Consider the following 18,507-nt stretch of genomic DNA (forward strand, 5'->3'; position numbering starts at 1 on the left):
CCTCAGCGAGTGCCGGTGGCGGGCGTCAGCCCTGCGTGCCTTCCTTCAGCCACAGCTGGTCGAAGTTGGCGTCGCACTGGTTGCCCTCCTCGCAGGAGAGCGTGATGGTGTTGGTGCCCTTGGTGAGGTTGACCACGGCCCAGGTGTTGACCCACTTGTCGGACCACTCGCCCTCTTCGACATTGGCGAAGTTGTCCATGTTGAGCGGGCGCTCCTGGGCCTTGCCGTTGACGAGGATCGTGGCGTTGGCGGCCTTGCCGGGGACGCCGTAGGAGACGCGCAGGCTGTAGCCGGCGTCCTCCGGAATGCCGTTGACCGTCCAGGTCACCTTGGCGCCGACCTTGTTGAACCCGGCGACGTACGTCCCGGCCTCGGCGCCCTGGATGTCGGAGGCGGTGACGGTGCCGCCCTCCAGCTTGAGGGCCTTGGCGTCGGTCTTCGGCAGGTCGACGGGCTTGTCCTCCTCGTCGTCCTGCGAATTCTCCTGCTGCTCGTCCTCGCCCTCGCCGCCCCCGGCGTCGGCGGTCGGCGCGGTGTCCTTGCCGGCCTCGTCGCCCTTGTCGTCGTCGCCGGAGAACATCGTGACGGCGATCACCACGATCACCGCGACGACCACCGCGACGGCGCCGATCAGCAGCATCCGCGTGTTGGGCCCGCCCGAGCCGGAACCGCGCCCGCCCCCGGGCGCCACCGGCGGCGGCGCCCCGTGCTGCTGCTGCGGCGGCACACCCTGCGGCGCCTGCCCGTAGGGCTGCTGCTGGGGCGGGTAGCCGTACCCGCCCTGCTGCCCGCCGTACCGCCGCTCACCGACGGCACGCACCTGGTTGTACGAGGAGCGGGGGCCGGGGTAGCCGTAGCCGCCGCCCCCGCCTGGAGGGGTGGCACCGGCCGCCTGCCCGTCGGCGTACAGGTAGCCGAACGGGTCGTCGCCCTCGGGCGTGCCGTTGTCGCCAGAGGCGCCGTTGTTGCCAGGGCCGGGTGTCATCCCGTGGTCACTCCTCAAACACGTACCGGAATCGCAGGGTCATCGACTCGGCGAGCCTACCCGCTCGAACTGACGCGAAGGGGTGATGTAGCCCTCCCCAAGGTTTCAACTCGCCTACAGCTACGGGGACGTTTGGGTCCCCGGTCCGGCCGGGGCTGTGCGTGGACTCACCTTCACACCCCTCCCCGAGGGAGAAACGGGAAGAAAAAGGAAGAAAGCCATGGCAGACCTCCACCGCCAGCCCCAGCCCCGACCTGGCGCACCAGCGCGTCTCCCACCGTCTCCAGCCCGGGGCCGCACCACACTCAACCCGGCCGGCGCTTGAGGCCACTTCTCAAGCCCGGCCGGCGCTTGAGGCCATCTTTCACCGGCACGGTCAGGACGAAGCCCGGCCACCAACAGCCCGGCCGGCGCTTGAGGCCACCCCACCCCACGCCGGCTCGGGCCGGCCCCGTAGGCAACGGACCCCAGCCCCGGCGGAACAGCCAAACAAAGGCGGCCGGGCCCTATCCGGCCCGCCGCTGCTGCTTGGAGCGGGAACGTTTCTCGATGTACATCCGCTGGTCGGCGCTTTGCAGGACTTCCTCGACGGACATGCCGCAGTGGGCCCAGCCGATGCCGAAGCTGGCCCCGACGCGCACCGCGCGTCCGTCCACGCGGATGGGCGGGATGATCGCGTTGCGCAGGCGGACCGCGAGGTCCTGGGCGTCGGCGTGGCAGAGGCCGTCGGCGAGGACGACGAACTCGTCGCCGCCGAGCCGGGCCACGGTGTCGCCGTCCCGGACGCCGCTGGTGAGGCGGCGGGCGACCTCGATGAGGACGGCGTCGCCGGTGTGGTGGCCGAACCGGTCGTTGATGGACTTGAAGCCGTCGAGGTCGCAGAAGAGCACGGCCAGGCCCTTGGCGCCCTCGCCGTCCTGGTCGCCGTCCTCGTCGGGGGCGACGGTGTGGACGTGGTGCTCGTAGGGGGCGACGCCGAATCCGGCGCCGGTCGGCCCGGCCGCGTGGCGGGCGCCGCCGAGGCCGAGGCCGAGGTCGAAGTCGTGGGCGTCCGCGTCGTAGGCGTCGGGGTCGGCGGCGGGGCCGGGGAACGAGCCGGGGGCGGGCCCGCCGTAGGCGGCGTCGAGGGTGTCGACGGCGCTGGGGCGGCCGGCGTGCGGGCGGGTGCAGAGGCGGGCGGAGAGGCGGGCGCGCAGTTCGGCGCTGTTGGGGAGGCCGGTGAGGGCGTCGTGGCTGGCGCGGTGGGCGAGCTGCATCTCGTGGCGCTTGCGCTCGGTGATGTCCTCGACGTGGGTGAGGAGGAGGCGGGGCCCGTCGGTGGCGTCGGCGACGACGGAGTTGCGCAGGCTCACCCAGAGGTAGGCGCCCTCGCTGGTGGAGAGGCGGACCTCGGTGCGCCCGCCCTCGGCGCTGGTGCGCAGCAGGGTGCCGATGTCCTCGGGGTGGGCGAGGTCGGAGAAGGTGTAGCGGCGCAGGGTGCCCGCGCGGCGGCCGAGGAGGCGGCAGAGGGCGTCGTTGGCGCGGAGGATGCGGCCGTGCTGGTCCCCGCCCATCTCGGCGATGGCCATGCCGCTGGGGGCGAACTCGAACGCCTGGCGGAAGCTTTCCTCACTGGCACGCAGTGCCTGCTGTTCGCGTTCCAGGCGGACCAGGGCCCGCTGCATGTTGGCGCGGAGCCGGGCGTTGGATATCGCTATCGCGGCCTGGAAGGCGTACATCTGGAAGGCTTCCTGGCCCCAGGGGCCGGGGAGGCGGCCGTTGCGCGGGCGGTCGACGGAGATGACGCCGAGGAGTTCGTCGCTGCCGGTGACGTGGAGCGGGGCGAAGAGGCGGTCGCCGGGGTGCCACTCGTCCTCGTAGCGGGGGACGGGGGCGGGGGTGTACCAGCCGGGGACGCCGTCCTCGTCGAGCTGCCACGCCTCGGTGTGCGAGATGAACCGCAGGTCACCCCAGTGTTCGGCGAGGGAGAGGCGGTGGTCCCAGGCGTGCCGGGGGCCGACCTGGCCGGTGAGGAGGGCTTCCGCGGAGGAGTTCCCGGCGACGGCGGCGACGACGAGGTCGCCGTCGGCCTGGACGAGGTTGACGGCGGACAGTTCGTAGCCGAGGCCGGTGACCACGCCGTCGGCGACGGTCTGGAGGGTGTCCGCGAGACTGCGGGCACTGTTCAGGTCCGCGATGACCTGATGCAGCTGCCGCAGGGTCGCAAGGCGGACGTAGGGCTCCGACTCGGTCTCCATGCGCTCTCTCCCCGAGACCTCGACAGCAACTCCAGGATGGGCAGCGTCCCTCAGTGTCACGTCATCCGTTCCCGGCCACTGAATCACAGCGAGCTGTTCACTCGGTACACAGGGTCAACGAAATGTGCGTTCTGTGACTCAAGTCACATGATCCACGGGTGACTTGGCCACCTTGCGGCATATTCACCCGGAGTTGCTCAGGGCCCGCCCGAACCTGGACGGAACACGCATCCCGCCCGGTCCCGGAAGGTGTCCTTCCGCTCATACCCTGCCACTCTGCGGCACCGGACGGTCGACAACGGCCTGATTCAGCCAACCCGGCGGCGAAACCAAAGCGGGGGTCGGACCCGGGACCTAGGTCCCCGCTGGTTCCCCCGGCCGATGTGGGGGCGCGGCAGCGCGCACTAGCGTGACGAGGGTGTTCACGACCCGCGCCACCTCCGGCTCCCCCGCGTCCGCCGTCCCCGCCGCCCCCTCCGCCGGGCCGGGGCATGCTGAAGGGGTGAGCAACGAAGAGTTCCGCGCCGCCATGTCCCGGCTGGCGGCCGGCGTGGTGCTGGTGACCGCGCACGACCCGGAGGACGGCCCGCGCGGCGAGGACGCCGGGATGACCGCCACCGCCTTCGTCTCCGTCTCGCTCGACCCGCCGCTGGTGATGGTGAGCGTGCGGACCGGCTCCCGGATGGACGACGTCCTGACCGACCGGCCGCTGTGGGCGGTCTCGCTCCTCGGCGAGGACCAGCGTGACATCGCGGGCCGGTTCGCGATGAGCGGCCGCCTCAGCGACAGCCTCCTCTTCGCCTCACTCCCGCACACCCGGGGCGAGTTCACCGGCGCCCCGCTGATCGAGGGCGGCCTCGGCGCCGTGGAGTGCCGTACCGAGCAGCGCGTCCAGGCGGGCGACCACACCCTGCTGATCGGCCGCGTCCTGTCGGCAGCCCTGCCCGCCGCCGAGGGCGGGCCCCTCGTCTACTACCGGGGCCGGTACCGCCACCTCGGCCGATAAACGTCCCCGGGGGTTGCCCCGGGGCGCGCGGCTCACCAGTCGCCGCCGCGCCCCCGGTTCTTCTTCACTTCGGAGCGCTGCTTCTTCTCGCGCAGCCGGCGCTCGTTGATCCCGCGCGGGATGCGGGTGGCCCGGCGCTGCCGGGGCGGTGGCGCGGTGGCCTCGCCGAGCAGGGAGACCATCCGGTCGAGCGCGGTCTCGCGGTTGCGCCACTGCGAGCGGTGGTCGGAGGCGCGGACGGCGAGGACACCGCCGGTCAGCCGGCCCGCGAGCCGCTCCAGCGCGCGCTCCTTCCACACCTCGGGCAGCGCCTGGGTGGCGGCCAGGTCGAAGCGCAGCTCCACCTGGCTGTCGCTGGTGTTGACGTGCTGCCCGCCCGGGCCGGAGGAGCGCGAGAAACGCCAGGTCAGCTCGGAGTCGGGCAGGACGACCGAGCCCCGGATGACGCGGCCGCCGGTGGGGGCGGGCTTCGGGGTGCCGGGCTTTCGGTCGGTGGACATGTCATCCATGGTCGCGCGTCCGGCGGCCTCGCGTCACATCGTTTTCACCGCCGGTCCCCTCGCCGGCGGCCCGCCTCCCCGCCTTTCGGCAAAGAAAGTAAAGCGAGATGGAACCCTCCGGGGTGGCTGCGGCGTTGCAAAGGGTGACGGTAGCTTCGTCCCGCGTACGAAGCCCGCGACACACGACGAAAGGGACATCCCATGGCTGTAAGCCTGTCCAAGGGCGGCAACGTCTCGCTCACCAAGGAGGCTCCCGGCCTGACCGCCGTCACGGTCGGCCTCGGCTGGGACGTCCGCACCACCACCGGTACGGACTTCGACCTCGATGCCTCCGCCATCGCGGTCAACGCCGAGGGCAAGGTCTACTCCGACGGCCACTTCGTCTTCTTCAACAACAAGCAGACGCCGGACCAGACCATCGTCCACACCGGCGACAACCGCACCGGCGAGGGCGACGGCGACGACGAGGCGATCAACGTCAACCTCGCCGGCCTCCCCGCCGACGTCGACAAGATCGTCTTCCCGGTCTCGATCTACGACGCGGAGTCCCGCTCGCAGAACTTCGGCCAGGTGCGCAACGCCTACATCCGCATCGTCAACCAGGCCGGCGGCACCGAGATCGCCCGCTACGACCTGAGCGAGGACGCCGCCACCGAGACCGCCATGGTCTTCGGCGAGCTCTACCGCAACGGCGCCGAGTGGAAGTTCCGCGCCGTCGGCCAGGGTTACGCCTCGGGCCTGGTCGGCATCGCCCAGGACTTCGGCGTCAACGTCTGACCGACGCCCCGTACCCGCCCCGCCCGGCCCTCCGTCCCACCCCGGAGGGCCGGGCGGTCGCGGTTTCGGTCCCCCCGCCGCAGAATCGAAGCCCCGGCTCCGGCCGGACCGGGGTGGTGCGGACGAGGGAGTGAGCGCGCGTGGCCGCCATGTACGTCGACATCGTGACCCCGGACGACGCGGCGCTGCCCGGCGCCCTGCTCACCGAGATCACCGGGGTCTACGCCTCCGCGCAGGCCTTCCACGAGCTGACCGGCGACTTCCCGGACGCCGGGGACATCCGCGTCCCGCAGGTCGCCGCCGCCCTCGCCGACGAACTCGCGGTGCCCGGCAGCGTCGTCCACCTGGCCCGGGTCAGGGGCGAGCTGGTCGCGGTCGCCGTCACCCTCGACCACCACCCGGCCGACCCGGACGACCCCGACCCGTGGATCGGGCTGCTGCTGGTCCACGGCGAGCGGCGCCGCGAGGGACACGGCCGCGCCCTCGCCGGCCACCTGGCCGCCCGCTTCCGCGAGGCCGGCCGCACCGGGCTGCGCCTCGCCGTGCTCGACACCAACACCGCCGCCCTCACCTTCTGGCAGGCCCTCGGCTACGTCCCCGTCGACCACCGCCCCGACCTGCGCCGGGGCCGGGAGTGCACGGTGCTGCGCCTGCCGCTGGCCACGTCGCGGGAGGGCCGGGCCGAGGCGGGCGCGACGGCGGGCGAGAGCTGATGCGCGCCGTCGTCTACGAGGGCGAGCGGCGCGTCGCCGTCCGCGAGGTCGAGGACGCCGTGGTCGAGGAGGAGACGGACGCGCTGGTCCGGATCACCTCCAGCGCCCTGTGCGGCACCGACCTGCACATGTACGACGCGCGGACCGGTGCCGAGCCGGGGCTGGTGCTGGGCCACGAGCCGCTCGGTGTGGTCGAGGCGACCGGCTCCGCCGTCACCTCGGTCCGCCCCGGCGACCGCGTCGTCCTCCCCACCCACCTGTACTGCGGGACGTGCCCGCACTGCGCCCAGGGCCTGACGGCGGCCTGTTCGCGGGTGCGCCCGGGCGGCTTCGGCGCCGCCTACGGCTACGCGGGGATGGGCCCGTACCGGGGTGCCCAGGCGGAGCTGCTGCGCGTGCCCTTCGCCGACGCCAACTGCGTACCGCTGCCCGGGGAGCCGGGGGACCGCTTCGAGGACGCCTTCGTGCTGCTCGCCGACGCCTTCGTCACCGGCTGGCACGCCACCGAGCTGGCCGGGGTCGGGCCGGGCGACAGCGTGGCGGTCTTCGGTGCCGGGACGGTCGGCCTGCTGGCCGCGCACTCGGCGCTGCTGCGGGGCGCGGGCGAGGTCTACGTGGTCGACCACGTCCCGGCCCGGCTCGCCGTCGCCGCCGAGTTCGGGGCGGTCGCGGTGGACTTCACGGCGGGCGACCCGGTCGAGCAGATCCGCGTCCACCGCCGGGCGCGCGGCCTGCCGCCCGGCGAGGCGGGCACCGGCGGCGTGGACCGGGGCATCGACGCCGTCGGCTTCCAGGCCCGCGACCGCGCCGACCCGGCCCGCGAGAACCCGGCCCAGGTCGTCGACGACCTGGCCCGCCTGGTCAACCCGACCGGCTCGCTCGGCATCGCCGGGGTCTACGCCGCCAAGGACCTGCACCCCGCCGCCCCGGCCGGGCACCGTGACGGCTCGCTCCGCGTCCCCTGGGCCCAGCTCTTCGACAAGGGCGTCCGCGTCGGCTTCGGCCGCACCCACGACCGCCGCTACACCCGGCTCCTGCGCGACCTCATCCTGGACGGCCGCGCCCACCCCGAGCGGGTCGTCACCCACCACGGCACCCTGGACGACGCCCCGGACTTCTACGCCACCTTCGACCGCCGGGAGGACGGCATGGTCAAGGCCGTCCTGCGTCCCTGACCGCCCGTCCCCGACCGGGCCGGGCCTGCGCACCGGTCTGTGCACCACCCACGTAACAGAACCCTCCGGTTCCTTGCCCGGGTGCGGTCCGCGCAGGTGGAGTCGGGGGAATGGGTTCCTCGACAGCAGGCAGGAAGTTGTTCCGGCGGCCGGGCGGCAGGCACGTCCTGGTGACCGTTCTCGTGGCGGTGGCGGTGCTCGCGTACCTCGTGCTCCTCCCCTCGGACGAGGTGGCGCCGGTGCCCGGCAGCCCCTGCCGGACGGACGGCCCGGCCCGCACCGACCCCCTGCTCGCCCCCGATCTGGACGGGGACGGCTTCGGCGAGCTGGTCTACGAGGACGCCCGGGAACCGGACGGCTTCCAGGTGGTCGTCGTCCCCGGCTCGGCGCGCGGCCCGGACGCCGGCCGCGCCACCGTGCTGGACCGGGACGACCTGGGCGTGCCCGACTCCGTCCAGTCCATCGACGACACCTGGCGGCCCACCGTCGCCGACCTTGACGGGGACGGCCACCTCGACCTGGTCGTCAGCGGCGCCGCCCAGGTGGTGTGGGGCGGGCCGGACGGACCGCGGGCGGACGGCCCGCGCGGGCGCGTCCCCCTGCCGGGCGGGCCGTACGCCGACGCCCCGGTCGCGGGGGACGTCGACGGTGACGGTCACACCGACCTCGTCGCGTACCGGTTCTCCGCCGAGAACCCCGGGCTGGTCGTCCTGAAGGGCCCGTTCGAGCGCTCCGGCGCCCCCGCCGACACCGTGGAGATACCCACCCCGGTCAACGAGGCCGCCTCCCCCGCCCTGCTCCTCGGCGACGCCGACGGCGACCGGGCCGCCGACCTCGCCGTCTACGACTCCCCCTACGACCCGCCGCTGCTGCTCACCGGCGGCGCGGACACCCCGAGCGGCCTCAACGACAAGCCCCAGCGGCTGCCGGCGGGCGAGAGCGTCGCCTTCGGCGACTTCGACGGGGACGGGCGCCGGGACATCGCCGTCGGGCAGAGCTTCGTCGACCCGTACGACGAAGAGGAGACCCCCTACCGGCGCGGCCAGGTCCGCATCGCGTACGGCAAGGAGCCGGGCACGTGGGTGACGGTGGAGGGCGGCGCGCCGCAGGAGGGCTTCGGTACGCGGCTGGGCGCCGGGGACTTCGACGGCGACGGCTGCGACGACCTGGCCGTCCAGCTGACCCGGAAGAAGGAGGCGGCCGACGCCCGGTTCGCGGTGCTGCACGGCGGCTCGGACCACGGGCTCGCCTCCGAGCCCTGGCGGACGGTCCGCCGTACCGTCGCCGAGCCCTCGGGCCCGGTGGACGAGGGCCCCGTCGACGGCTCGCTCTTCGCCGCCGCCGACTGGGACGGCGACGGCCACGCCGAACTGGCCCTGGCGGGCGGCGGCCACTGGTGGTTCACCGACGGGACCGACCGCGACACGGCGTCCTTCCCGGAGCCGGGCCGCGGGGACACGCGCTAGCGCCGGGCGACGAGGAACTCCCGGTACCAGGCGAGGGTGTCGTCCAGGGTGGTGCCGAGGTCGACGGGGCGCAGGCCGAAGGCGTCCTGGACGGCGGTGGAGTCCATCACCTGCGCTTCGGTGTGCTGGTAGAACAGCTCGGCGTACGCGTCCATGAAGGTCTGGTCGAACGGGCCGAAGGGGCGCGGGGCCTCCATGACGTGGAGGGCGAGCGGGCGCCCGGTCCGCTCCTCGATCATGCGGAAGATCTCGCGGGTGGTGCGGGCGGGCGCGGTCGGCAGGTGCCAGACCCGGCCGTCGCCCTCGGGATGCTCGCCGAGGGTGGCGAGGCCGGCGGCGACGGCGCGGATGTCGGTGTAGCTGTGCGGCAGGTCGATGTCGCCCAGCGCCAGCACCTCGCCGCCGGTCAGCGCGCCGGGGAAGACGGCGCCGCCGAGGGTGGAGTTGAGGACGCCGGGGCCGGTGAAGTCGGCCGAGCGGCCGAGCACGACGCGGACCCGCCCGGCGCGGTGCGCGGCCAGGTACCTCTCGTCCAGCGCGGCCCGCATCAGCCCCTTGGCGCCGGTCGCCCGCCAGGGCGTGGACTCGGTCATCACCTCGCCGTGGGTCTCGCCGTACGGGTAGAGGGTGTCGAGCACGACGAGCCGGGCGCCCTCGGCCTCGGCCGCGCCGAGGACGGCCTCCTGGATGCCGGGCAGGACGGCGGTCTGGAGGTGGTAGGGGACGTTGACGCAGTGGTGGACGACGGCGGCGCCCCGGATCGCCGCCCGGGCGCCCTCGGGGGTGCCGACGTCGCCCCGGACGCGGGTGACGCCGGCGGGGGCCGGGCCGGTGCCGGACCGGTCGACGAGGCGGACCTCGTGTCCCCGCCGGGCCAGTTCCCCGGCGAGGGTCGTGCCGGCGGGGCCGGCTCCGAGGACGACGTGCGGTGGGGCGGGGGCGTCGTGCGTGGCGGTGGTCATGGTCTCGTTCACCTCTCGTGGGCGGGGCGGACACGGGCGGACCGGCTGGGCAGAGGGCCCGCGAACTACTGGCCATCACTTCAGTTATAGCATGTAACTGAAGTGATTGGCAGTCGCGAAGTCAGGCGCCCCCTCGCAAGTGCGAGGCCCTAATGTGTGCGCCACGGCCAGAAGCCAGAAGGAGGCCACGCATGGCAGACCGAGCCCGCACCCCGCGCGAGCGGTACCGCGAGCAGACGCGCGGCGAGATCAAGCGGAGCGCGGTGCGGCGGCTCGCCGAGGGCGGCGTCGAGAACGTGGCGCTGCTGCGGATCGCCAAGGAGATCGGCCTCTCCGGGCCCGCCCTCTACCGGTACTTCGGCAGCCGGGACGAACTGCTGGCGGAGCTGGTCACCGACGCCTACCAGGCGCTCGCGGACGCCGTGCGCGCTGTCGACCTGGGCGGCGGGGGACGCGCCTCCCTCCAGGCGCTGGCCGCCGCCTACCGCGCGTGGGCGCTGGCCCAGCCGCACCTGTACCTGCTGATCCAGGGCACCCCCGTGCCCGGCTTCGAGGCACCGGCCGAGACGGTGGAGCGGGCCCGCGCGGTGCTCGGCCCCTTCCTCACCGTCTTCGCCGAGGGGCGGCCCACGCCCGCGCTGGAGCCACTGGTGGCCGAGTCGGCGGCGTGGCTGCGCGAGGACGCCGCGGTCGCCGCCTGGGTCGAACGGTGGACGGGGCTCGCCGCGGACGCGCCCGGCGCGGCCGTGGCGCTCACCGGCGCCGTGACGGCCTGGCCGCAGACGCACGGCGTCGTCGGCCTGGAGGCGGCGGGCCAGTTCACCGGCATGGGCCAGCGGCCCGCCACGCTGCTCCCGCTCCAGATGAACCTGCTGGCCGACGCCTTCCGGCTGCCCTGACCGGGGCGCCGGGGCCCGTCAGCGACCCGGCCGCGCGCTGTCCGGCTTGCCCTCGGCGCGCAGCCACGCGGACCAGGTGCGGGTCAGGGCCTCGCGGGTCGCGGTGTCGGGGGCGAGGGACTCGGCGTAGGCGGTGAAGTCGGCGGTGCGGGCGTGGCCGTACGCGTGCTTCTTCGGCCAGCCGGTCAGGAGGCGGGCGAAGCGGTCCTCGCCGAGGAGGCGGCGGACCTGGTGGAGGGTCATGGCGCCGCGCTGGTAGACGGGGTCGGAGAAGAGGTCGTCGGGGCCGGGCGGGTCGGCCGGGGGGAAGGCCCAGAGGTCCGCGTCCTCGGAGGTGGCGTAGAGGCGGTCGAAGGTGGACTGGGCGGTGGGCCCGTCGTGGTCCTCCTCCCAGAGCCATTCGGCGTAGGTGGCGAAGCCCTCGCTGAGCCAGATGTCCTGCCAGGTCCGGGGCGTGACGGAGTTGCCGAACCACTGGTGGGCGGTCTCGTGGACGACCAGGCCGACGCCGGGGGCGCCCGGGTAGACGGGCCGGGTCTGGGTCTCCAGCGCGTAGCCGGCGGTGCCCGGGTCGAGGACGAGGGCGCCGTAGGAGTCGAACGGGTACGCGCCGAACCGCTCCACCGACCAGTCGAGCACCTCCGGCAGCCGCTCCAGCACCTCGGCGTCCTCGCAGGGGGCGACCGCGTTGACGAGCGGGAGGTCGGAGGAGGCGCGGCCGGTGCTCAGTTCGTAGCGGCCGATGGCGAGGGTGGTGAGGAAACTCGCCATCGGGCGGCGGGAGTTCCAGGTCCAGGTGGTGCGGCCGTCGCGGGCGGGCTTCGGCTTCAGCGTCTCGGGTTCGCCGTTGGAGACAGCCCGCTGCCCCTTCGGGACGGTGGCGCGGAGGGTGTACGTGGCCTTGTCGAGGGGGTGGTGGTTGCCGGGGAACCAGGTCATCGCCCCGGACGGCTCGCCGAGCGCCACCGTCCCGGCCTTCCCGGTCAGCCACCCCTCCTCGCTGCCGTCGGCGTCCTCCAGGGGGCCGGGGCGGCCCGCGTACTCGACGGTGGTCCGGAAGGTCGACCCCTTGTCCAGTTCCTTCTCGGGCCGGACGGTCAGCTCGGTCCCGGCCTGGCCGTAGCGGGCCGGCCGCCCGTCGACGGTGACGGAGGTGACCTCCAGCCCCTTCAGGTCGAGGTTGAAGGCGCTGAGGTTCTGCGTGGCCCACGAGGTGATCCGCGCCGTCCCGCGCAGGGGCTGCTCGGCCCGCTCCCCGGACGTGGCCGGGGCCCAGTCGAGCGCGAGGTCGTAGTGGCGTACGTCGTACCCGCCGTTGCCCAGCCGGGGAAAGAGCGGGTCGAGCACCCCGGCCGCCCCCGGCGTCCCGTGCACTCCCCCGCTCCCGCACCCGGCGACCGGGATCAGCACGGCGAGGGCGGCAACGGCGGTACGGAGGGGGCGGGGGCGGCGTGGGGGAGGCACGGGGGTGATCTTAGGCGGGCGGTCGGGCGGGGACGGGGGTCCGGGGATCGGCGTGTGCGGCGGGCTCGCGGGACACGCGACCGCGAGGTCAGCGCCCCGCGTCCGCCGCGCGGCCCGTCCCCCCGGAGCGGGTGAGGCAGCGGCGCACCAGTGCGAGGGTGCGCCGGGTGACCGTTTCGAGCGCGGCGCCGTTCTCGACGGCGGCGAGAGCCGTGTGGAGCATTCCGGCGATCAGGTCCGCCGTGAGTGCGGGCTCGGGTACGTCGAGCTCCCGGACGGCGGCGCGGAAGGGTTCCACCTGTTCCAGGTGGAGCTCCATCAGCCGCTGCTGGCAGGCGGAAGGGAGGCCGGCGCCCATCAGCGCGGCGGCGGGGCGGTGCGCTCCTTCGGCACCGAGCCGGAGGCTCTCGCCGAAGAACGCCTCGACGCGTTCCAGCGGACCGTCAGCAGCGGCCATCGCCTCGGTGAGTGCCTGGTTGGAGCGCCGGAAGGCTTCCTCCGTGATGGTGGCCAGGAGAGCCGCCGAGGAGTCGAAGTACTGGTAGACGCTGGAGCGGGCCAGGCCCGCGCGGGCGCCGACCGCCGCCGGTGTGACGGCGGCGGCGCCTTCGGTGACCAGGATGTCGATCGCCGCCCCGACCAGCGCCTCGCGCTGCCGGGCGCGGTGTTCGGCGACGGTGGAGGCGTTGATCTTCGGCATGCGGGGCGGACTCCTGGGGAGGGCGGGGGCGGGTCCAGGAGCGAGACCCGCCTGCGGCCACCCTCAGGAGAGGCGGCCGTCGACCATCTCGTGGACCCGGTCGGCAGCGTCCATTATCGCCGTGTCGTGGGTGACCATGACCGTGGCGGTCCGGTGTTCACGGGTCTGCTCGGCAATCAGCCGTACCGCCTCGGCCGACCGTACCCGGTCCAGTGCGGAGGTGGGCTCGTCCACCAGCAGCACGGCGGGGGAGGTCATCAGCGCGCGTGCCAGCCCTGCCCGCTGGCGTTCCCCTCCCGACAACTGGTGCGGGCGGGAGCCGGCACGGTGCGCGAGCCCGACCGCCTCGATGAGTTCGCCGGCGCGGGCCCGGGCCGCGTTGTCGAGGCGGCCGTCGATGTGCAGGGGCAGCAGGAGCTGTTCCCTGACGGTGAGGGAGGCCAGCAGGTTGGACTGCTGGAAGACGAAGCCGACGTGGCGGCGGCGGGTGGCGGTACGTTCCTTGTCCCGCAGGGCCGTCAGCTCGGCGCCGGCGACGTGCACGGTGCCCGCGGTCGGCCGCTGAAGGCCGCCGGCGACGGCCAGGAGGCTGGACTTGCCGGACCCGGAGGGGCCGACGACGGCCACGAACTCGCCAGGAGCGACGCTCAGGTCGACGTGGTCGAGAGCGGTGACGGCGGTGTCCCCGTCCCCCAGGGTGAGGGTGACGTCGAGCAGCCTCAGGCCGCCGCTTCCGGCGGCGTCCTGGTCGGCCCGGTGGTCGGTGGAGGTCGTGGTCATCGGCTGGCTCCCAGCGCGGTCAGAGGGTCTACGGCGGTGATGCGGCGGACGGCGACGACGGCGCCGACGGTGCCCAGGCCGATGAGGAGGCCGGAGGAGGTGGCGATGGCCGGGGCGGAGAGGGAGAAGGGGGCCTTGCCGATCATCGCGCTGCCCAGGGCCAGCCCGACGGCGGTGCCGAGGGCCGTCGCGCCGACGAGCACGGCGACGACCTGGGCCAGTGCGTCGCGCAGGATGTATCCGGTGGGGGCGCCGAGCGCCTTCAGCAGGGCGATCTCGGCTTTGCGCTGCACCGTCCAGACGGTGAAGAACGCACCTACGACCAGGGCGGAGATGGCGTAGAGGAAGCCCTTGATCAGGGCCATGGTGCTCGACTCGGCCGTGTAGCCGGGGGACGCGCCGAACGAGGTCTCCTTGGTGTCGGCGCGGGTGGCGGTCGCCTTCTCCGCAGCGGCGACGTCCGCGCCCGGCTCCAACGTCAGGGCGACGGCCGTGGCCTGGCGCTTCGCGGCCTCGGGCAGGTCGCCCGGCAGGCCGTAGTGCAGGTGCCGCCAGGTGTCGAGGTCGGCGTACGCGACGCCGATGTGGCCGTAGGAGATCGTCTCGTCGACCAGGCCGACCACCTTCAGCCGCACCTCGCTCTTGTCCGCGGTCAGTTCGTCCCCGACGCTCACACCCAGATCGGCGATCTCCTGGGTGATCACGATGCCGGCGCCGCCGTCGGCGAGACCCTCACCACTGCTGGGGCTGGGTGCCATGGGGGACCCCGGTTCCACGCCGAAGACGGCGAGGTTGACCTGCTCGCCCTTCTCGGCGCCCTGCGTCACCTGCGCGTTGGCCAGGGTGTTCCCGAACGGCTCGGCCCGCTCGACCCCCTGCACCTCGGACCATGTCTCCCAGTCCTCCTGTTCCACGGTGGAGCGGGAGAACTGCTCACTGGTCGCCTTCTCGTCGAAGGCCAGGTGGGTCACGGGCAGGGCGCGCAGACCGGATATGCCGGCGTCCGCCAGGCCGGAGGCGAGTCCGGACAGCAGGACGCCGAGCACGGCGATGAGGGCGACCACCGCGCCCATCAGGGCGAAGCGCCCGCGGGCGAAGCGCAGGTCGCGTAGGGCGAGGAACACAGGATCTCCGGGGAGGGGTGAGGACGGTCAGGCATGACGACGGGAGCCCCCAGGGCTTTGCCTGAACTTGACGACTCCAGTGTCGGCATCATAGGCGAACTTAACGACAGCCCTGTCGGCATGTGGCCTCCCCAGCCCTCCGGGTGCCGGACAATGGACGTGTGCTCGACATCGGCTACGCCCTCTCCGCCCGCTTCCCCGACCCCTCCGACCTGGACTACGCCCGGGTCGACCGGCATGCCCTGCGGCACGATCTGTTCTGCGGGGATGTGTATCTGGCGGACACCAAGGCCGACCGGGAGTTGTCCACAGCCTGGGGATGGGTGCCGGTGCTGGACTTCGCGTGGGCGCTCTGCGACATCGTCGAGCAGGTCGACCAGGATCCCCGGGGCAGCCGGGCCTCGCGGCCGCAGTACGCGGAGCTGGACTTCACCGAGTCGAGTGACCGGATGCTCTTCACCCGGCGGTTCGGCTGGGTCGACATCGAGGCCGACTGGATGAAGGCCGACGAGCCGCCGCTGACCTTCTCCCACACCGAGCTGCGCCGGGAGGCCCGCGACTTCCTGCACGACGTCGTCGCCGACCTCTGCGACCTGCACGACTCCCTGGCGGACAACCCGGTGGTCTGGGACCTGCAGGCCCGTTTCCCCCGCCTGCCCGCGCCCCGCTGAGGGCCGACCGGGGCCTGACCGGGCCGCCGGCGGGTACGCGTCCAGCCAGGGAGTCTCTTCACACTCCCCCGGACACGTCCGAGGCCGACGGAGGGAATGGCACCGTGAACCACTCGCACGCCGCACCCGGCACGACCCGGATGACCCCGCACCGGGCCCGGCCGCCGCGCCGGGGCAACACCAAGTACCCGCTCTCCCCGTCCACGGTCCGCGTACTGCGCTGGGGCCGCTGGTTCTCGCTGACACTGGCCGTGCTGACCTGGGCCGTGGTGATCACGGCGCTCGTCACCGGCTCCTGGGGCGCGGATCTCTTCCTGCTGGTCACCAACGCGGTCGGCGCCGTGCTGTGGCCGGCCCACGCCGCCTGGTCCTTCCACGCCCTGCTCCGCCACCGGGCCGCGGTGGCCGCCGCCGGAGCCGTGGACCACGCGGACCGCGCCGACGCCGCGGTGTGAGGCCGTACCCCGGCCCGCGTTCGCCCCGGTCCTTGACCTCGACCCGGCTTGAGGTTGCAGGCTGCGCTCAGCGCGGAGTCGATGCCGCGCCTGGGGAGAGGCCGGTCCGCCCGAGCAGGTGGGTGGACCGGCCTTCGCCCTGTTTCCTGGCGAAATCGCCCAAGGAACGCCCCGCTCACGGCCATTGACGGGCCGACGGGTGGATGGAACGGTTCCGGTTCAGTGGGGCCCGGCCCGATGACGGCCGGGCCCCGCCCGTACGCCGCCTCCGTGCCCCACTCAGGAGATGACCGTGAGCAGACGCCGTTCCGCCGCCCTCGTGATCGCCGCCGCCCTGCTGGCCTCGCCGCTCGCCGCGACCCCCGCCGCCGCCGCTCCCCCGCCCCCGCCGAAGCCCGGCCCCTGGGTCTGCGAGGGCGAGCCGGTGAAGCTGAACCGGCTGACCAGCAACGCCGAACTGAGCGCGGAACTGCGCACGCTGGCCAAGCGCCACCCCCGCACGCTCGACGTGGAGACGGTAGGCCGCTCGGTCGACGGGCGGCCCCTGTACACGGCGACGGCCGGCACCGGCCCGCGCAAGCTGCTGATCCTGACCCAGATGCACGGGGACGAGCCGCTCGGCACCGAGGCGGCCCTGCGGATGCTGAAGAAGGTGGCCGGACCGGGCCGGGCCGCCCGTGAGCTGCGCGAGGAGGTCACCGTCAAGGTGGTGCCGCGCGTCAACCCGGACGGCTGGGAGCGGTATCACGACCCCGACTTCCGCGAGGGGACCGATCCGCGCCTCAACTCCCACAAGGTCGACCTGAACCGCATGTTCGGCCCGTCCCCGGAGTACGACATGGCCCTCGCCCCGGAGGCGGCGGCCGTGCACGGCGTGGTCGACGGGTTCGACCCCGACCTGGTCCTCGACTACCACCACCAGGTCACCTACGCGACGCCCGACGGCCGCATGGTGACGATGTCCGTGCTCTGGTCGACCCACCCGGACGTGGCCCCCGAGGTGGCGGCCGACGGGAAGCGGGCCGCCGCCGTCGTGGGCGACGCCCTCGCGGACAACCCCCGCTCCAACCTCACCCTCTACCCGCGCAGCGACACCGCCTCCACCGCCCGCAACGGCCTGGGCCTGGACGGCTATCCGACGCTCCTCCTGGAGCAGCGCGGCCAGCAGGAGGCCGGCCAGAAGGGCGCGGGCCCGCTGATCCGCGAGGCCCAGACGGCCATGGAGTCCATCGCCGGTTCGCTGGCGGACGGCTCCTTCGCCACCGTCGACCCGGCCCGCGCCGACCTGCTCCCGGAGCGCGGCGCCAAGGTCGACCCGCCCTGCTGATCCCGGCCGGGTCCGGCGGACGGCGCCTTACCGGGCGCCCAGCCCGGCGAGGGCGCCGTCCGTCAGCCGGTACACCGTCCACTCGTCCTGCGGGCGCGCGCCCAGCGACTCGTAGAAGCGGATCGAGGGCTCGTTCCAGTTGAGGACCGACCACTCCAGGCGCTGGTAGCCCCGCTCGACGCAGGTGCGCGCCAGTTCGCGCAGGAGCGCCTTGCCGTGGCCGCCGCCGCGCGCCTCCGGGCGGACGTAGAGGTCCTCCAGGTAGATGCCGTGGACGCCGCGCCAGGTCGAGAAGTTGAGGAACCAGAGGGCGAAGCCGACGGGCTCGCCGGTGGTGTCGTCCTCGGCGAGATGCGCGAAGGCGGCCGGGTGCGGCCCGAAGAGCGCGGTGCGCAGCTGCTCCTCGGTGAGGTGCACCTCGTCGAGAGCTTTCTCGTACGAGGCGAGGTCGCGGATCATCGCGTGGACGGCCGGTACGTCGGCGGGGCGAGCGGTACGAATCATGGGCGAAGGCTAGGGCCTGTCCGGCGGATCGTGTGACTTCTCCGCACCTACCCACGTCAGTTCAGCGCGGCGGGCGTCGGGGCAGCCACCGGTGCGGTGCGGCGCCTGTCACCGTTCCCCGGAATGATCTTTACCTCCGATTCGCACCTCTAGTCTTACGGGCGGACACAAGGCACGTATCGCACCGGGGAGTTGAGAGTGATGCACGACGTTGCCGCGCTGACAGCGGAGCTCACGGACATGGCTGCGGCCGATCACCGGTCGGCAGTCCACGCGAACAGCGACGAGCCCGCCGAGCAACTGGCCTGGCGGCGGCTGACCGCCCGGCACGGTGACCGGCTCAACGAGATCATGGACGAGTACGGCTGGCCGACGGCGGAACTGGTCGGCGAGGAGGCCGCACGCGCGGCATGGCTCATCGCCCAGCACGCCGACCGGCAGCTCGACGTACAGCGTCGCGCCCTCCGGCTGATGCGGCAGGCGGTGTCGGCAGGCTCGGCCGGCCCGCGCGAGCTGGCCTTCCTGCACGACCGCACGCTGGTCAACGAGGGCCGCGAGCAGGTCTACGGAACTCAGATCGCCGGCGTGAAGGACGGCGCGCCGGTTCCGTGGCCCTGTGAAGACCCCGAGCGCATGGACGAACGTCGTGCGGAAGTCGGCATCGAGCCCTTCGACGAGTACGTCGCCCAGTTCTCCCTGGCCTGACGCCCCCTTCCCGGTCGCTTCCGGTGGCTCACTGCCCGGACTCACCTGCCACGGGCG

The 18,507-nt window shown here is 73.6% G+C and carries 19 protein-coding genes; 10 read left to right on the plus strand and 9 right to left on the minus strand.

All coding sequences use genetic code 11. The annotated features are described in order from the left end of the window. Nucleotides 1-25: 25 nt before the first annotated feature. Together IF45_RS0116935 and cdgB are read right to left on the minus strand one after the other, a co-directional pair. The gene (locus IF45_RS0116935) at nucleotides 26-985 is read right to left on the minus strand and encodes a carbohydrate-binding protein (RefSeq protein ID WP_030308199.1); all 960 of its coding nucleotides are present in this window, start codon (nucleotides 983-985) and stop codon (nucleotides 26-28) included. A gap of 506 nt (nucleotides 986-1,491) precedes the next feature. Next, the gene (cdgB, locus tag IF45_RS0116940; RefSeq protein ID WP_008412054.1) at nucleotides 1,492-3,222 is read right to left on the minus strand and encodes a diguanylate cyclase CdgB; all 1,731 of its coding nucleotides are present in this window, start codon (nucleotides 3,220-3,222) and stop codon (nucleotides 1,492-1,494) included. Nucleotides 3,223-3,640: 418 nt separating this feature from the next. Between cdgB and IF45_RS0116945 the strand changes: the two genes are divergently transcribed. Continuing rightward, nucleotides 3,641-4,228 carry a flavin reductase family protein gene (locus IF45_RS0116945; protein ID WP_008412057.1) on the plus strand — a complete coding sequence of 196 codons (588 nt, stop codon included), beginning with the start codon at nucleotides 3,641-3,643 and terminating at the stop codon, nucleotides 4,226-4,228. A gap of 32 nt (nucleotides 4,229-4,260) precedes the next feature. Here the strand turns inward: IF45_RS0116945 and arfB are convergent, their stop codons facing one another. Then, a complete protein-coding gene (gene arfB / locus IF45_RS0116950; protein ID WP_018893864.1) occupies nucleotides 4,261-4,728 on the minus strand; it encodes an alternative ribosome rescue aminoacyl-tRNA hydrolase ArfB in 468 nt (155 codons plus the stop codon). A 201-nt stretch (nucleotides 4,729-4,929) separates the two neighbouring features. Between arfB and IF45_RS0116955 the strand changes: the two genes are divergently transcribed. The 4 genes from IF45_RS0116955 (at nucleotide 4,930) to IF45_RS0116970 (ending at nucleotide 8,859) form a co-directional block, all read left to right on the plus strand. After that, entirely contained in the window at nucleotides 4,930-5,505 is a 576-nt protein-coding gene (locus IF45_RS0116955; RefSeq protein WP_003949934.1) for a TerD family protein, read from the plus strand. Nucleotides 5,506-5,645: 140 nt separating this feature from the next. Beyond that, nucleotides 5,646-6,218: a GNAT family N-acetyltransferase gene (locus tag IF45_RS0116960; protein WP_003949933.1), complete on the plus strand. Its 573-nt coding sequence runs from the start codon at nucleotides 5,646-5,648 to the stop codon at nucleotides 6,216-6,218. Next, complete coding sequence (locus IF45_RS0116965) at nucleotides 6,218-7,393, plus strand: glutathione-independent formaldehyde dehydrogenase (RefSeq protein ID WP_030308201.1); 1,176 nt, start codon at nucleotides 6,218-6,220, stop codon at nucleotides 7,391-7,393. Before IF45_RS0116960 ends, IF45_RS0116965 begins: the two co-directional genes overlap by 1 nt. 110 nt (nucleotides 7,394-7,503) lie before the next feature. Beyond that, the gene (locus IF45_RS0116970) at nucleotides 7,504-8,859 is read left to right on the plus strand and encodes an FG-GAP and VCBS repeat-containing protein (RefSeq protein WP_030308203.1); all 1,356 of its coding nucleotides are present in this window, start codon (nucleotides 7,504-7,506) and stop codon (nucleotides 8,857-8,859) included. Here IF45_RS0116970 and IF45_RS0116975 read toward each other — a convergent pair. Then, nucleotides 8,856-9,821, minus strand: a complete 966-nt coding sequence (locus IF45_RS0116975) for an NAD-dependent epimerase/dehydratase family protein (RefSeq protein WP_015507381.1) — start codon at nucleotides 9,819-9,821, stop codon at nucleotides 8,856-8,858. The genes IF45_RS0116970 and IF45_RS0116975 overlap by 4 nt on opposite strands. 191 nt (nucleotides 9,822-10,012) lie before the next feature. Here IF45_RS0116975 and IF45_RS0116980 point away from each other — a divergent pair, with 191 nt between their 5' ends. Further along, entirely contained in the window at nucleotides 10,013-10,720 is a 708-nt protein-coding gene (locus IF45_RS0116980; protein WP_015507382.1) for a TetR/AcrR family transcriptional regulator, read from the plus strand. Between the two features lie 18 nt (nucleotides 10,721-10,738). Here the strand turns inward: IF45_RS0116980 and IF45_RS0116985 are convergent, their stop codons facing one another. The 4 genes from IF45_RS0116985 to IF45_RS0117000 form a co-directional block, all read right to left on the minus strand. Continuing rightward, a complete protein-coding gene (locus IF45_RS0116985) occupies nucleotides 10,739-12,094 on the minus strand; it encodes a M1 family metallopeptidase (RefSeq protein WP_030308204.1) in 1,356 nt (451 codons plus the stop codon). A gap of 178 nt (nucleotides 12,095-12,272) precedes the next feature. Next, entirely contained in the window at nucleotides 12,273-12,884 is a 612-nt protein-coding gene (locus IF45_RS0116990; RefSeq protein WP_003949926.1) for a TetR/AcrR family transcriptional regulator, read from the minus strand. Between the two features lie 63 nt (nucleotides 12,885-12,947). Continuing rightward, a complete protein-coding gene (locus IF45_RS0116995; protein ID WP_030308206.1) occupies nucleotides 12,948-13,664 on the minus strand; it encodes an ABC transporter ATP-binding protein in 717 nt (238 codons plus the stop codon). After that, nucleotides 13,661-14,788, minus strand: coding sequence for an ABC transporter permease (locus IF45_RS0117000; RefSeq protein WP_003949924.1), 1,128 nt, complete (start codon nucleotides 14,786-14,788; stop codon nucleotides 13,661-13,663). Before IF45_RS0117000 ends, IF45_RS0116995 begins: the two co-directional genes overlap by 4 nt. A gap of 161 nt (nucleotides 14,789-14,949) precedes the next feature. On the opposite strand from IF45_RS0117000, the gene IF45_RS0117005 reads away from it, so the two are divergent. The 3 genes from IF45_RS0117005 to IF45_RS0117015 all read left to right on the plus strand — a co-directional run bounded on the left by IF45_RS0117005 (nucleotide 14,950) and on the right by IF45_RS0117015 (nucleotide 17,241). After that, the gene (locus IF45_RS0117005) at nucleotides 14,950-15,459 is read left to right on the plus strand and encodes a hypothetical protein (protein WP_003949923.1); all 510 of its coding nucleotides are present in this window, start codon (nucleotides 14,950-14,952) and stop codon (nucleotides 15,457-15,459) included. Nucleotides 15,460-15,563: 104 nt separating this feature from the next. Beyond that, nucleotides 15,564-15,914: a hypothetical protein gene (locus IF45_RS0117010; RefSeq protein ID WP_030308207.1), complete on the plus strand. Its 351-nt coding sequence runs from the start codon at nucleotides 15,564-15,566 to the stop codon at nucleotides 15,912-15,914. A gap of 286 nt (nucleotides 15,915-16,200) precedes the next feature. Continuing rightward, a complete protein-coding gene (locus IF45_RS0117015) occupies nucleotides 16,201-17,241 on the plus strand; it encodes a M14 family zinc carboxypeptidase (RefSeq protein WP_003949921.1) in 1,041 nt (346 codons plus the stop codon). Nucleotides 17,242-17,268: 27 nt separating this feature from the next. Here the strand turns inward: IF45_RS0117015 and IF45_RS0117020 are convergent, their stop codons facing one another. Further along, nucleotides 17,269-17,745: a GNAT family N-acetyltransferase gene (locus tag IF45_RS0117020; RefSeq protein ID WP_018893857.1), complete on the minus strand. Its 477-nt coding sequence runs from the start codon at nucleotides 17,743-17,745 to the stop codon at nucleotides 17,269-17,271. Nucleotides 17,746-17,946: 201 nt separating this feature from the next. Here IF45_RS0117020 and IF45_RS0117025 point away from each other — a divergent pair, with 201 nt between their 5' ends. Continuing rightward, a complete protein-coding gene (locus tag IF45_RS0117025) occupies nucleotides 17,947-18,450 on the plus strand; it encodes a DUF6624 domain-containing protein (RefSeq protein ID WP_030308209.1) in 504 nt (167 codons plus the stop codon). The last annotated feature ends 57 nt before the right edge of the window (nucleotides 18,451-18,507 follow it).

It is taken from the genome of Streptomyces albidoflavus (genome assembly GCF_000719955.1).
GTDB classification, from domain to species: Bacteria; Actinomycetota; Actinomycetes; order Streptomycetales; family Streptomycetaceae; genus Streptomyces; species Streptomyces albidoflavus.

Coding starts and splice junctions, on each gene's coding strand:
- IF45_RS0116990 (WP_003949926.1), bottom strand. CDS start 12,884: ATGCCGAAGATCAACGCCTCCACCGTCGCCGAACACCGCGCCCGGCAG.
- IF45_RS0116970 (WP_030308203.1), top strand. CDS start 7,504: ATGGGTTCCTCGACAGCAGGCAGGAAGTTGTTCCGGCGGCCGGGCGGC.
- IF45_RS0117015 (WP_003949921.1), top strand. CDS start 16,201: ATGACCGTGAGCAGACGCCGTTCCGCCGCCCTCGTGATCGCCGCCGCC.
- IF45_RS0116980 (WP_015507382.1), top strand. CDS start 10,013: ATGGCAGACCGAGCCCGCACCCCGCGCGAGCGGTACCGCGAGCAGACG.
- IF45_RS0116935 (WP_030308199.1), bottom strand. CDS start 985: ATGACACCCGGCCCTGGCAACAACGGCGCCTCTGGCGACAACGGCACG.
- IF45_RS0116995 (WP_030308206.1), bottom strand. CDS start 13,664: ATGACCACGACCTCCACCGACCACCGGGCCGACCAGGACGCCGCCGGA.
- cdgB (WP_008412054.1), bottom strand. CDS start 3,222: ATGGAGACCGAGTCGGAGCCCTACGTCCGCCTTGCGACCCTGCGGCAG.
- IF45_RS0116965 (WP_030308201.1), top strand. CDS start 6,218: ATGCGCGCCGTCGTCTACGAGGGCGAGCGGCGCGTCGCCGTCCGCGAG.
- IF45_RS0117025 (WP_030308209.1), top strand. CDS start 17,947: ATGCACGACGTTGCCGCGCTGACAGCGGAGCTCACGGACATGGCTGCG.
- IF45_RS0117020 (WP_018893857.1), bottom strand. CDS start 17,745: ATGATTCGTACCGCTCGCCCCGCCGACGTACCGGCCGTCCACGCGATG.
- IF45_RS0116955 (WP_003949934.1), top strand. CDS start 4,930: ATGGCTGTAAGCCTGTCCAAGGGCGGCAACGTCTCGCTCACCAAGGAG.
- IF45_RS0116975 (WP_015507381.1), bottom strand. CDS start 9,821: ATGACCACCGCCACGCACGACGCCCCCGCCCCACCGCACGTCGTCCTC.
- arfB (WP_018893864.1), bottom strand. CDS start 4,728: ATGTCCACCGACCGAAAGCCCGGCACCCCGAAGCCCGCCCCCACCGGC.